We start from the raw sequence: 13,078 nt of genomic DNA on the forward strand, positions 1-13,078 counted from the left end.
GCCTGAATCGACAGGGAGTTCACCACTCTTGATCGCCCCTCTCAGGGAGCCGGCGACAGTCGCTTCTCGAACCAGTGCGCGGCGTAGACGTTGTCGTCGTACCGGGGGATCTCCGTGTATCCGCACGCCCGGTACATCGCCTGCGCCTCGGTGAGCGCGGCGTGCGTGTCGAGCCGTACGACGGTGAAGCCCCGTGCGGCGGCCTCGCGTTCGAGCGCGTCGAGGAGGCGGCGGGCGAGGCCCAGGCGGCGGGCGTCGGGGTGCACCCAGACGTGGCGGATCTCGCCGACGCCGGGTTCCAGGCGGCGTAGCGCCCCGCAGGCGACGGGGCGGCCTTCCTCGCGGGCGACGAAGAACGCGCCGGCGTCGCCGGACACCTCCTGCGGCCGTACGAGGTCGCTCTTGTCGAAGCCCTCGGGGAACCGCTCGTCGATGTCGGCCGCGTACCCGTCCAGGCAGGCGCGGGCGTCCGGTGCGGCGCCGTCGACGAGGTCGACGGTGATGCCCGCGAGGCGCAGCAGGCGCCGGGCGGTGGCCAGTGCCTCGGTCAGTTCGGCGCGCTGCGGTGCGCTGAGGCCCTCGAGGAGCCCGGCGGCGGCCGCGCTCGCCCGGCGGTTCTGCTCCTTCACCTCCACGCGCCCGGCCGCGGTCAGCTCGATCATGCGCAGCCGGTGGTCCCGCGGGTGCGCGCTCAGCCGGACCATGCCCTGGGCCTGAAGCGTCTTCGCCATCCGGCTCAGATATCCGGCGTCCAGGCCGAGCCGGCTCCTGAGCTCGCGCAGTGACGCGCCGTCCCCGATCTCGAACAGCAGCCGGGCCTCGCCGAGCGGGCGGTCCTGGCCGAGGTAGTGGTCGTCCAGTACGCCGATGCGGCGCGTGAAGTAACGGTTGAAGCGGCGGAAGGCCGTCACATGCTCCGTCGACACTGGCTCCATATCTATTTGACTTTAGTCAAAGGTCGCGTCGAGGGCCATACCTGCGTCCGCCGCGTCGGCGGCAAGTGACGTCCCTTTTGTTACCTTTCGGGCGCATTTTCAGTGACGCACCGCACTTTCCGCCCCGGATTGCGCATGCAATCCGGGGGTCGGGGCAGGCGGTGACGGTCCTCATGAGTGACACCTGTGTGACTCAGGGGCGTTGAACAGGAACGGAAGGCGACACCGATCATGACCGGACAGCAGGCACGGCAGGCTGAGCAGACCATTCACGCGGGCGGAGAGTGGCGTGCGGCCGTCTCCGGCGCCACGCGCGAGATCCTCGACCCCGCCGATGCCCGCCCCTTCGCCGTGGTCGCGGAGGGCGACGAGAAGGACACCGATCTGGCCGTGGCGGCCGCCCACCGCGCCTTCGACGGCGGGCAGGGCGAGTGGCCCCTCACGCCCGTCGCCGAGCGTGCCGCCGTGCTGCGCCGCGTCGCCGACCTGCTCGCCCGCGACCGCGAGCGGCTCGGCCTGCTGGAGAGCCGCGACGCCGGCAAGACCGTCGAGGAGGGCCGGGTCGACATCGACTGCGTCGCCGACGCCTTCCGCTACTTCGCCGACCTCGTCGCCGCCGAGGGCCCGGGCCGGGTCGTCGACGCGGGTTCGGCCGACATCCACAGCGTCGTCGTCCATGAGCCGGTCGGCGTGTGCGCGCTGATCACGCCCTGGAACTACCCGCTGCTCCAGGCCAGTTGGAAGATCGCCCCGGCCCTCGCCGCCGGGAACACCTTCGTCGTCAAGCCCAGCGAGATCACCCCCCTGACGACCGTCGCCCTGATCGAGCTGCTGGTCGAGGCGGGCCTCCCGGCCGGCGTCGCCAACATCGTGACCGGCCCGGGCCATTCCGTCGGCGCCCGCCTCGCCGAGCACCCGGACGTCGACCTCGTCTCCTTCACCGGCGGCCTGGTCAGCGGCACCAAGGTGGCCCAGGCCGCCGCGCCCGGCGTCAAGAAGGTCGCCCTCGAACTCGGCGGCAAGAACCCCAACGTGGTCTTCGCCGACGCCTGCGCCACCGACGAGGCCTTCGACACGGCCGTCGACCAGGCCCTCAACGCCGCCTTCATCCACAGCGGCCAGGTCTGCTCGGCGGGCGCCCGCCTCATCATCGAGGAGTCGGTCCGGGACCGTTTCGTGGCCGAACTCGCCCTGCGCGCACAGAAGATCCGCCTCGGCCGCGGCGACGTCGACGGCGTCGAGTGCGGCCCGCTCGTCTCCGAGCAGCAGCGCGCCAAGGTCGAGGGGTACGTCGCCTCCGCGCTGGAGGAGGGCGCGGTGCTGCGCTCCGGCGGCAAGCGCCCCGAGCCGTCCCCGGAGCGGCCGGAGAGCGGCTACTTCTACGAGCCGACCCTCCTCGACCACTGCCACCGCGAGATGAGGGTCGTACGCGAGGAGGTCTTCGGACCCGTCCTCACCGTCGAGACCTTCCGCACCGAGGACGAGGCCGTCGCCCTCGCCAACGACACCGAGTACGGCCTCGCGGGCGCCGTCTGGACCGCCGACGCGGGCCGGGCCCGCCGGGTCGCGGGCCGTCTGCGGCACGGCACCGTCTGGATCAACGACTTCCACCCCTACCTCCCGCAGGCGGAGTGGGGCGGCTTCGGCAAGAGCGGAGTGGGCCGCGAACTCGGCCCCGCCGGACTCGCCGAGTACCGCGAGACCAAGCACGTCTACCAGAACCTCGCACCGAAGCCGGTGCGCTGGTTCGCGGGCTGACCCCCGTCCCCCCTTCTCCGAGTCAGCCCTGATCACCCCCCTTGGAGTACCACCCCATGTCCGAAAAGACCCACGAATACGACTACGTCGTCATCGGCGGCGGCACCGCGGGTTCCGTCATCGCCTCGCGCCTCACCGAGAACCCCGACGTCACCGTCGCCGTCATCGAGGGCGGCCCGAGCGACGTCGGCCGGGACGACGTCCTCACCCTGCGCCGCTGGATGGGCCTGCTCGGCGGTGAGCTGGACTACGACTACCCGACGACCGAGCAGCCGCGCGGCAACTCGCACATTCGGCACAGCCGCGCCCGCGTCCTGGGCGGCTGCTCCTCCCACAACACCCTGATCGCCTTCAAGCCGCTGCCGTCCGACTGGGACGAGTGGGAGGAGGCCGGCGCCAAGGGCTGGGGCGCGGTGCCGATGGAGGCGTACTACGCCCGGCTGAAGAACAACATCGTTCCCGTCGACGAGCAGGACCGCAACGCCATCGCCCGTGACTTCGTCGACGCGGCCCAGGGCGCGCTCGACGTCCCGCGCGTCGAGGGCTTCAACAAGCAGCCCTTCACCGAGGGCGCCGGCTTCTTCGACCTCGCCTACCACCCCGAGAGCAACAAGCGCTCGTCGGCGTCGGTGGCGTATCTGCACCCCGTGATGGACGAGCGCGAGAACCTCACGATCCTGCTGGAGACGTGGGCGTACAAGCTGGAGCTGAACGGCACGCACGCCGAGGGCGTGCACGTGCGCACCAAGGACGGCGAGGAGATCCTGGTCCGCGCCCGGCGTGAGGTCGTCCTGTGCGCGGGCGCCGTCGACTCGCCCCGCCTGCTGCTGCACTCCGGCATCGGCCCCAAGGCCGACCTGGAGGCGCTCGGTATCCCCGTGGTGCGCGACCTGCCGGGCGTTGGCGAGAACCTCCTGGACCACCCGGAGTCGGTGATCGTCTGGGAGACCCACGGACCGATCCCCGAGAACTCCGCGATGGACTCCGACGCGGGCCTGTTCGTGCGCCGCGACCCCGAACACCAGGGCCCCGACCTGATGTTCCACTTCTACCAGATCCCCTTCACGGACAACCCGGAGCGACTGGGCTACCGGCGGCCGGAGTTCGGCGTCTCGATGACCCCGAACATCCCCAAGCCGAAGAGCCGCGGCCGGCTGTACCTGACCAGCGCCGACCCGTCCGTGAAGCCCGCGCTGGACTTCCGCTACTTCACCGACGAGGACGACTACGACGGCCGCACCCTCGTCGACGGCATCCGCATCGCCCGCGAGATCGCAGCGACCGAGCCGCTGGCGAGCTGGCTCAAGCGCGAGGTGTGCCCCGGCCCGCAGGTCACCGGAGACGAGGAGCTGAGCGAGTACGCGCGCAAGGTCGCGCACACCGTGTACCACCCGGCGGGCACCTGCCGTATGGGCGCCGCCGACGATGAACTGGCCGTGGTGGACCCGCAGTTGAGGATCCGCGGCCTGGACGGCATTCGTATCGCCGACGCCTCCGTCTTCCCGACGATGACCGCCGTGAACCCGATGATCGGGGTGCTCATGGTCGGTGAGAGGGCCGTCGACCTGATCGGAGGTGAGGCGTGATGAGTACGACACCCAGGACAGCCGAGGACATGACGACCGAGAGCACGACCAAGAGCACGACGCCCGAGACCCGCAAGCCCCCGACCGCGCCGGTCTTCGCCGTCGAGGGCCTGTGGAAGGTCTTCGGCCCCAAGGCGGACCGCATACCCGCCGACCCCGAGCTGACCGCCCTCGCACCCGCCGAACTGCGCACCCGCACCGGCTGCACGGCGGCCGTCCGGGACGTCTCCTTCGACGTCCGCAAGGGCGAGGTCTTCGTCGTCATGGGCCTGTCCGGCTCCGGCAAGTCCACGCTGGTGCGCTGTCTGACCCGGCTGATCGAGCCGACGGCGGGCACCATCGCCATCGACGGCGAGGACGTCCGCGCCATGGACAAGACCCGGCTGCGCGAACTGCGCCGCCACCGCGCCGCGATGGTCTTCCAGCACTTCGGCCTGCTCCCGCACCGCACGGTCCTCGACAACGTGGCATACGGCCTGGAGATCCAGCGCGTCGGCAAGGCCGAACGCCGTGAGCGGGCCGCCAAGGTGGTCGCCAAGGTCGGCCTGGAGGGCATGGAGCACCGCAGGCCCGGCCAGCTGTCCGGCGGCCAGCGCCAGCGCGTCGGCCTCGCCCGGGCACTCGCGGTGGACCCCGAGGTCCTGCTCTTCGACGAGCCGTTCAGCGCGCTCGACCCGCTGATCCGGCGGGACATGCAGGAGGAGGTCGTCCGTCTGCACCGCGAGGAGGGCCGCACGATGGTCTTCATCACCCACGACCTCAGCGAGGCCCTCAAACTCGGCGACCGCATCGCCCTCATGCGCGACGGCGCCGTGGTCCAGCTGGGCACCCCCGAGGAGATCGTGGGCTCCCCGGCCGACGACTACGTCCGCGAGTTCGTCCGGGACGTCCCGCGCGAACAGGTCCTGACGGTCCGTACGGCCATGCGCGCCGCGTCGGCCGACGAGACCGGCAACGGCCCCGCGCTCGCGCCGGACGCCACGGTGTCCGAGGCGATCGAGGCCGTCGCGCGCAGCGGTGCCCCGGCGCGGGTCATGGAAGGGGGACGTTGTCTGGGGGTGGTCGACCACGAACGGCTCCTCGGCGTCGTAGCGGGGACGGAGCAGCGTAAGGAGGTGGCTTGATGGCCACCGTCACCGCTTCCGCCCCGCAGGCCACCCTGCCCGGCTTCCTCAAACGCCCGGTCGTCCGCAAGCTTGTGCTCCTGGCGCTGGTCGCCGCGATCCTCGTCCCGCTGGCCAACGCCCGCTGGGCGAGCGGCACCTGGCCGGACGCGCTCACCGTCGACGTCTCCGGACCGCTCACCGACACCAGCACCTGGATCATCGACAACCGCGACAGCCACCCGCTGTTCCTCTACTTCTTCGGGCACATCAGCAACGCGGTCGTGCTCTGCGTACGCGCCGTGTACCTGGTGCTGCTCGCGGCCGGATGGGCCGGCGTCACCGCCGCCGCGTCCCTGATCGCCTGGCGTGTCGCGGGCCGGCGACTGGCCGCCGGTACGGCCGCCGCGTTCCTGGCGTGCGGGTTCCTCGGCATGTGGATCCCGACCATGCAGACCCTCGCGCTGATGGTCGTGGCGGTCCTCGCCTCGGTCGTCGTGGGCGTGCTGCTGGGCCTCGCCGCCGGGCTGTCCGACCGTATGGACCGGATACTGCGGCCCGTCCTGGACACCATGCAGGTGCTCCCGGCCTTCGCCTACCTGCTCCCCGTCGTCCTGGTCTTCGGCATCGGCGTCCCCGCCGCCGTCCTGGCCACGGTCGTCTACGCGGCCCCGCCGATGGCCCGCCTCACCGCCCTCGGCCTGCGCGGCGCCGACAAGGAGGTGCTGGAGGCCGTCGAGTCGCTCGGCACCACCGCGCGCCAGCGCCTGCTGACCGCCCGCATCCCGCTGGCCCGCAGGGAACTCCTCCTCGGCCTCAACCAGACGATCATGATGGCGCTGTCCATGGCGGTCATCGCGTCGGTCATCGGCGCGGGCGGCCTCGGTGACCGCGTCTACCAGGCGCTGGCCACGGTCGACGTCGGCGCGGCCCTCGCGGCCGGCATCCCGATCGTGCTGCTCGCCGTCGTCCTGGACCGGGTGACCGGCGCCGCGGGCGAACGCCTCGGCGAGGAGCCCCGGCCGAACGGCCGGGCGCGCTGGCTCTACGCCCTGATCGCCACCGTGGCCATCGCCGTCGCCGCGCGTCTCGCGGGCCGCCTCGACTGGCCCGACGCCTGGACCCTGAACATCGCCGAGCCGGTCAACCGCGCCGTCGACTGGATGACCAACCACCTCTACTCCGGCGTTCCCGTCGTCGGCGGCACCGCCGACTGGGCCGGCCATTTCACCACCTGGGTCCTGGACCCGGTGCGCGACGGCCTGCAGTGGCTGCCCTGGTGGTCGGTCCTGCTGATCGTCGCCACCCTCGCCTGGCTGATCGGCACCTGGCGCACGGCCCTGACCGCCGTCCTCGCCATGGCCGCGATCGGCGTACTGGGCGTGTGGAACCCCTCGCTCGACACGCTCTCGCAGGTCCTGGCGGCCGTGGCCGTCACCCTGGTCCTGGGCTTCGCGATCGGCATCGCCGCGGCCCGCAGCGACCGCGTCGAACGCCTGCTGCGCCCCGTCCTGGACGTCTTCCAGACGATGCCGCAGTTCGTGTACCTGATCCCGGTGGTCGCCCTGTTCGGCGTGGGCCGCGCCCCCGCGGTCGCCGCGGCCGTCGTCTACGCGCTGCCCGCCGTCGTCCGCATCACCACCCAGGGCCTGCGCCAGGTCGACCCGGCCGCCCTGGAGTCGGCCCGCTCGCTCGGCGCGACCCCCGCCCAGCAGCTGCGCCAGGTCCAGCTCCCGCTGGCCCGCCCGGCGCTGCTGCTCGCCGTCAACCAGGGCGTGGTCCTGGTCCTCGCCGTCGTCATCATCGGCGGCCTGGTCGGCGGCGGCGCGCTCGGCTACGACGTCGTCTTCGGCCTCGCGCAGGGCGACCTGGCGACCGGTCTGGTGGCCGGCGCGGCGATCGTCTGCCTGGGCCTGATGCTGGACCGGGTGACGCAGCCGACGGAACGCCGCGCGAAGAAGGGAGCGTGACATGCGAACGCGTATCCGCACCACCGCGCTGATCGCCGGCGTGTCCTCGCTGGCCCTGCTCACCGGCTGTGGCGCCGCCGACATGACCAAGCAGTCCTCGCCGTTCGCGAACGCCGAGGGCGCCAAGACCGTGACCCTGTCCGTGCAGTCCTGGGTCGGCGCGCAGGCCAACGTCGCCGTCACCCAGTACCTGCTGGAGAAGGAGCTCGGCTACCGCGTCGACACCGTCCAGATCGACGAGGTGCCCGCCTGGGACGCGCTCAGCCAGGGCCGGGTCGACGCGCTCCTGGAGGACTGGGGGCACCCGGAGGAGGAGCAGCGGTACGTCAAGGACAAGAAGACGATCGTGCCCGGCGGCGACCTCGGGGTCACCGGGCACATCGGCTGGTACGTCCCGACGTACTTCGCCAAGGAGCACCCGGACGTCACCGACTGGAAGAACCTCGACAAGTACGCCGACCAGATGCGCACCGCGGAGAGCGGTGCCAAGGGCCAGCTGATGGACGGCTCGCCCTCCTACGTCACCAACGACAAGGCGCTGGTGGCGAACCTGGACCTGGACTACCAGGTGGTGTTCGCCGGTTCGGAGGCCGCGCAGATCACCCAGATCAAGCAGTTCGCCAAGGAGAAGAAGCCCTTCCTGACGTACTGGTACGAGCCGCAGTGGCTGTTCAAGAAGGTCCCGATGACCGAGGTGAAGCTGCCGGCGTACAAGGAGGGCTGCGACGCGGACCCGGAGAAGGTCGCCTGCGCCTATCCGCACACCCCGCTGCAGAAGTACCTCAACGCCGACTTCGCGAAGGACGGCGGCGAGGCGGCGGCCCTGCTGAAGAACTTCAAGTGGACGACCGAGGACCAGAACGAGGTCTCCCTGATGATCGCCGAGCAGAAGCTGTCGCCCGAGGAAGCGGCGAAGAAGTGGGTGGACAGCCACGAGTCCACGTGGAAGGCGTGGCTGTCCTGACCTCATGACGGCGTGGCCGTCCCGACGGTCACCTCGCGAGGCCGGCCGCGATGTCCCTCAGCGCCTGAGCGGCGCCGCGCTGGAGCTGCGGCCCGAACGTGATCCGGGTGGCCCCGAGTTCACCGAGTTCGGTGGGCGAGGGGCCTCCCGCGACCGTGCCGTGCACATTGATCGGCCCCTGGATCCCGGACCGCAGCAGCGGCAGTACGTCGGTGGGGGCGCCGATCGGGTACACGCAGTCGGCGCCGGCGGCGACGTACAACGCGGCCCGCTCGATGGCCCGTTCGGCGGCCTGCTTGGGGTCGTGCTCGCCCCGGACGAAGGTGTCGATACGGGCGTTGACGAAGAGCCGGTCGGCGGCGGCGTGCCGTACCCGGGCGAGCCAGTCGGCGTGTGCGCGCGGGTCCTTGAGGACCCCGCCCTCGGAGTCCTCCAGGTTGCACCCCACGGCGCCGGTCTCCAGCAGCCGCTCCACGAGCTCCTCGGGCGCGATCCCGTACCCGCTCTCGATGTCCGCCGACACCGGCACGTCGACGGCCCGTACGATCCGGGCGACCGCCGCGAACATCTCGTCGGCCGGGGTCTGCCCGTCCTCGTACCCGAGGCAGGCGGCGACCCCCGCGCTGGGCGTGGCCAGCGCCGGGAACCCGGCCCCGACGAAGACGCGGGCGCTTGCGGCGTCCCACGGGCCGGGCAGGACGAGCGGGTCGTCGGGGGAGCGGCGCCGGTGGAGTGCGCGTAAGGCGTCGACCTTGCTGCCGGCCCGGGTCACGATGTCGGTCACGGTGTGTGTCCCCCTGGTGGAATGCGGCGGCTGACCATCATCCGGTTCCAGTGGTTGATGGCGACGATCAGCCCGATCAGATGGGCGAGTCGGGGCGCGTCGAAGTGCGCGGCGGCACGGTCGTACACCTCGTCGGGCACGAAACCGTCCGTGAGCAGGGTGACGGCCTCCGTCAGCGCGAGCGCCGCCCGTTCCCGCTCGTCGAAGACGTCCCCGACCTCCTCCCAGGCGGCCAGGAGACCGAGCTGCTCCTCGCGCACGCCGTGCTCGCGGGCGAGGGCGAGGTGCATGTCCAGGCAGAACGCGCAGCGGTTGAGCTGCGAGGCCCGGATCACCACGAGTTCCGCGAGGGCCGGGTCGCCGAGGCCCTTCTTGGCGGTCGCGCTGAGCGTGGACATGGCCTGTCCGACCGCCGGGTCGAGCAGCCGGGTGCGGACCGTCACCCGTGCTGCCCCGGCTGGTAGTGCCCCGGTGTCATACGGCAGGTCACGCCGAACCGGTTCCACGCGTTGATCACCGTGATCGCCGCGATGAGCTGCGCCAGCTCGGCCTCCTCGAAGTGCTTGGCGGCCTTCGCGTACACCTCGTCGGGCACGAAGCCGTCCGTCAGTACGGTCATGGCCTCCGTCAGCTCGATCGCCGCGAGCTCCTTCGGGGTGTAGAAGTGCGCGGACTCCTCCCAGGCGCTGAGCTGCACGATCCGTTCGACGCTCTCGCCCGCCGCGAGCGCGTCCTTGGTGTGCATGTCGAGGCAGAACGCGCAGTGGTTGAGCTGCGAGGCGCGGATCTTCACCAGCTCCCCGAGCCTGGGGTCGATCCCCTTCCGGGCGGCCGCGTCGAGCCGGATCATCGCCTTGTAGACCTCGGGGACGTGCTGGGCCCAGTTGAGGCGGGCGGGGTGTTCGGGGGCGTACTCCACCGCGGTGGTGGTCTCTGTCGTCGTCATGATCTCGACCCTAGAAGCGAAGCAGCCCAGGAGTATGGTCCACTTTCATGCCAAAACCTTGGGCCACTCTGGGCATCGACCTGCACCTGGAACCGGCGGGTCCGGGCCTGCGCCGAGGCCTGACCGACGCCCTGCGCGACGCGGTCCGCACCGGCCGCCTCGCTCCGGGCACCCGGCTGCCGTCCTCCCGCTCCCTCGCCGCCGACCTCGGCATCGCCCGCAACACGGTCGCCGAGGCCTACGCCGACCTCGTCGCCGAGGGCTGGCTCACGGCCCGCCAGGGGTCCGGCACCCGGGTGGCCGAGCGGGCGGTGACCTCGCCGCCCGGCGACGGCACGGGGTTCCCACCGGCCGACGACGACACGGCGTTCGCGCCGGCCGGTGCCCGCCTGATGCTCCCACCGGCCGGCGCCCCCGCCCCACCCTCACTCCGCCCCCTGGCCTCGCCCCGCCCGCAACGCCCCCGCCCCGCCTACGACTTGCTCCCGGGCTCCCCGGACCTCGCCTCCTTCCCCCGCGCGGAGTGGCTCAAGGCGGCCCGCCGCGCCCTCCTCGCCGCCCCGCACGAGGCCCTCGGCTACGGCGACCCGCGCGGCCGCGCCGAACTGCGCGCAGCCCTCGCCGTATACCTCTCCCGCGCGCGGGGCGTACGCGCCGACCCCGAGCGCATCGTGGTGTGCGCGGGATTCGGGCACGGACTGCACCTGCTCGGCAGGGTGCTGCGGGCGCGCGGGGCGCGGACGGCGGCGGTGGAGTCGTACGGTCTGCCGCCGCACTGGAGACAACTGACGGCGGCGGGCCTGGCCACGGCCCCCCTCCCGTTCGACGAACTCGGCACGGACCCGGGGGAGTTGACGGACCAGTCGGCACTCCTGCTCACCCCCGCCCACCAGTTCCCCATGGGCGTGCCCCTGCACCGCGACCGCCGGCCGACGGTGGTGGACTGGGCGCGCCGCACCGGCGGCCTGGTCCTGGAGGACGACTACGACGGCGAGTTCCGCTACGACCGCCAGCCCGTGGGCGCGCTCCAGGGCCTGGACCCTGACCACGTCGTCTACCTGGGCACCGCCAGCAAGTCCCTCGCCCCCGGCCTGCGGCTCGCCTGGATGGTGCTGCCGCCGGCGCTGGTGGAGGAGGTGACGGCGGCGAAGGGCCACGTGGACACCTGCGGTGCGCTGGACCAGCTGACCCTGGCCCAGTTCCTCACGTCCGGCGCCTACGACCGCCACGTCCGCGCCGCCCGCCTGCGCTACCGCCGCCGACGGGACGCCCTGGTCCGGGCCCTGGCCGCCCACGCCCCGCACCTCCACGTCACCGGCATCGCGGCCGGCCTGCACGTCCTGCTGCGCCTGCCGCCCGGCACGGAACAGTCGGTGGTCCGGGCGGCCACCTGGCAGGGCCTCGCCCTCCACGGCCTGGCCTCCTTCCGTCACGCGTCCGCCACGGTGGAACCGACGGACGCGCTGGTGGTGGGGTACGGGACGCCGCCGGATCACGCGTGGGCGGGGGCGCTGGAGGCGTTGTGCCGGGTGCTGCCCTGAGCCGCCGGCCCGGGCGGGTGATCCCCGGCCCTCCTCAGGCAGACCCCCCGCCGTCCGAGCCGCCGGCGCCCATCAGGGCGCCCGCGATGCCGACGACCGTGCCCACCCGCCCCAAAACCTCCCAGACCCGCTTGTTCCAGTCGGTCTGGGCGGCCTGCGGCCGGGAGGCCGTAAGCAGGCCGGAGAGCTGGTTGGTCAGCTCGCCGTCCGGGTCGAGGGCGGCCAGCCGCTTCAGATCGCCCTGGGCCTGCGCGGTGCTGCCGGCCATCGCGGAAGCCATGCCATGCACCCACAGGGACAGCATGTCCTGCGGCTCCTTCTCCAGCGCCACCGAGGAGTCCTCCACCGCCGCGGCCCAGCGCTCATGGCGCAGATGCACGGCCCCGCGCACCGATCGCGCCCGGGGTTCGTCGGGATTCCGTCGCAGCACGGCCTGCGCGTCCCGCAGCGCCGCTGTCTCCTCGTCCGCGATCAGCAGCAGCAGGGAGCGCAGGTCGAGGGCGTCCACGCGCCACGGCTGGGCCGCCACCACGGCGTCGAGCAGCCGCCGGGAATCGTCCCAGGCCTCCAGGTGGTAGTGGCACACGGCCCGCAGATAGCGGATATCGGCGCAGGTGGAGGGACGGCAGAGCAGCAGACCGTCGTGCAGCAGGCCGAGGGCCGTGTGCGGGTCGGACCTGACCTCGGGGACGGCCCGGGCCCAGGCGACCCTGGAGCTCTTGGGCGAGGCCCGCACCGCACGGTCCAGAACCCGGCGGGCCTTCTGGTCCTCCTCGCGCAGGGCATGGACGAACCCCTGGCCCATCAGCGACACCGCGCATCTCGGGTCCAGCCGCACCGCCAGGGCCGAACTGTCCAGGGCCGGGTCCGTCCGGCCTGCCATGGCGAGCAGCACGGCCTGCTGGGACAGGGCCGTGTTGTGCTCGGGGAACCGGGTGAGCACGATCTCCGTCTCCCGCAGCGCCTCCTCGTCGCGGTCCAGGGACGACAACTGTGCCGCTCGGGCCAGCCGCAGATCGGCGTCGAACGGCCGGCGACGGACGGCTTCCGAGAGCAGGGCGACCGCCTCCTCGAACTGCCCGTGCTCCCCCTGGAGTTCGGACAGCAGGAGGTACGTCAGCGGCTCGTCCGGCGCCCGCCGCTGCGCGTACTCGGCCTCGTCCCACGCCGCCCCGAGGTCTCCCGCATCCAGTTGGGCCAGGCCTCGCATCGCGCGGGCGGCGGGCAGCTCGGGAGCCCGCCGAGCCGCCTCGAACGCCAGCTCAGCGGCGGCGGCCGGGTTCTCCATGTCCCACAGAGTGTGCGCCCGCACCACCAGCATCTCGGCCGACAGCGCACCGACCGGACCCCTGGCCGCCGCGAGCGCGGCCGAAACCCTGCCCTGTCGTCGTAATTCCTCGGCTTTCATCACATTCCCCCGTCAGCGACCTGGATGCTGGACTCGAGCCAAAGTACGGACACGGCCCCCGGCACACCTCCGGGAACTCCTCA

The 13,078-nt window shown here is 72.3% G+C and carries 11 protein-coding genes; 6 read left to right on the plus strand and 5 right to left on the minus strand.

What is annotated here, in order from left to right; translation table 11 throughout:
• Positions 1-41: 41 nt before the first annotated feature.
• A complete protein-coding gene (locus tag EJ357_RS28505; protein ID WP_126394390.1) occupies positions 42-935 on the minus strand; it encodes a bifunctional helix-turn-helix transcriptional regulator/GNAT family N-acetyltransferase in 894 nt (297 codons plus the stop codon).
• Positions 936-1,166: 231 nt separating this feature from the next.
• On the opposite strand from EJ357_RS28505, the gene EJ357_RS28510 reads away from it, so the two are divergent.
• Genes EJ357_RS28510 through EJ357_RS28530 form a run of 5 tightly spaced genes read left to right on the plus strand, consistent with a single transcriptional unit; the run spans position 1,167 to position 8,316 of the window.
• Positions 1,167-2,693: an aldehyde dehydrogenase family protein gene (locus EJ357_RS28510; protein ID WP_126394391.1), complete on the plus strand. Its 1,527-nt coding sequence runs from the start codon at positions 1,167-1,169 to the stop codon at positions 2,691-2,693.
• A 56-nt stretch (positions 2,694-2,749) separates the two neighbouring features.
• Positions 2,750-4,279 (plus strand): GMC family oxidoreductase, encoded by a 1,530-nt coding sequence (locus tag EJ357_RS28515; protein WP_126394392.1) that lies wholly within the window; start codon positions 2,750-2,752, stop codon positions 4,277-4,279.
• On the plus strand, positions 4,279-5,403 hold the full coding sequence (locus tag EJ357_RS28520) for a quaternary amine ABC transporter ATP-binding protein (RefSeq protein WP_407698420.1): 1,125 nt from the start codon (positions 4,279-4,281) through the stop codon (positions 5,401-5,403). Before EJ357_RS28515 ends, EJ357_RS28520 begins: the two co-directional genes overlap by 1 nt.
• Positions 5,403-7,352 carry an ABC transporter permease gene (locus EJ357_RS28525; protein WP_126394393.1) on the plus strand — a complete coding sequence of 650 codons (1,950 nt, stop codon included), beginning with the start codon at positions 5,403-5,405 and terminating at the stop codon, positions 7,350-7,352. Before EJ357_RS28520 ends, EJ357_RS28525 begins: the two co-directional genes overlap by 1 nt.
• Position 7,353: 1 nt before the next feature.
• The gene (locus EJ357_RS28530) at positions 7,354-8,316 is read left to right on the plus strand and encodes an ABC transporter substrate-binding protein (protein ID WP_126394394.1); all 963 of its coding nucleotides are present in this window, start codon (positions 7,354-7,356) and stop codon (positions 8,314-8,316) included.
• A gap of 28 nt (positions 8,317-8,344) precedes the next feature.
• On the opposite strand, the gene EJ357_RS28535 is transcribed toward EJ357_RS28530, so the two are convergent.
• The 3 genes from EJ357_RS28535 to EJ357_RS28545 are packed head-to-tail and all read right to left on the minus strand — an operon-like array spanning position 8,345 to position 10,046.
• Positions 8,345-9,100, minus strand: a complete 756-nt coding sequence (locus EJ357_RS28535; protein ID WP_228472629.1) for an isocitrate lyase/PEP mutase family protein — start codon at positions 9,098-9,100, stop codon at positions 8,345-8,347.
• The gene (locus EJ357_RS28540; RefSeq protein ID WP_126394395.1) at positions 9,097-9,543 is read right to left on the minus strand and encodes a carboxymuconolactone decarboxylase family protein; all 447 of its coding nucleotides are present in this window, start codon (positions 9,541-9,543) and stop codon (positions 9,097-9,099) included. Before EJ357_RS28540 ends, EJ357_RS28535 begins: the two co-directional genes overlap by 4 nt.
• Positions 9,540-10,046: a carboxymuconolactone decarboxylase family protein gene (locus EJ357_RS28545; protein WP_126394396.1), complete on the minus strand. Its 507-nt coding sequence runs from the start codon at positions 10,044-10,046 to the stop codon at positions 9,540-9,542. The genes EJ357_RS28540 and EJ357_RS28545 overlap by 4 nt, the downstream gene beginning before the upstream one ends.
• A gap of 47 nt (positions 10,047-10,093) precedes the next feature.
• Here EJ357_RS28545 and pdxR point away from each other — a divergent pair, with 47 nt between their 5' ends.
• The gene (gene pdxR, locus EJ357_RS28550) at positions 10,094-11,587 is read left to right on the plus strand and encodes a MocR-like pyridoxine biosynthesis transcription factor PdxR (RefSeq protein WP_126394397.1); all 1,494 of its coding nucleotides are present in this window, start codon (positions 10,094-10,096) and stop codon (positions 11,585-11,587) included.
• Between the two features lie 34 nt (positions 11,588-11,621).
• On the opposite strand, the gene EJ357_RS28555 is transcribed toward pdxR, so the two are convergent.
• A complete protein-coding gene (locus tag EJ357_RS28555; protein WP_126394398.1) occupies positions 11,622-12,995 on the minus strand; it encodes a tetratricopeptide repeat protein in 1,374 nt (457 codons plus the stop codon).
• Positions 12,996-13,078: the final 83 nt, after the last annotated feature.

It is taken from the genome of Streptomyces cyaneochromogenes (assembly GCF_003963535.1).
In the GTDB taxonomy this organism is placed as follows: Bacteria; Actinomycetota; Actinomycetes; order Streptomycetales; family Streptomycetaceae; genus Streptomyces; species Streptomyces shaanxiensis.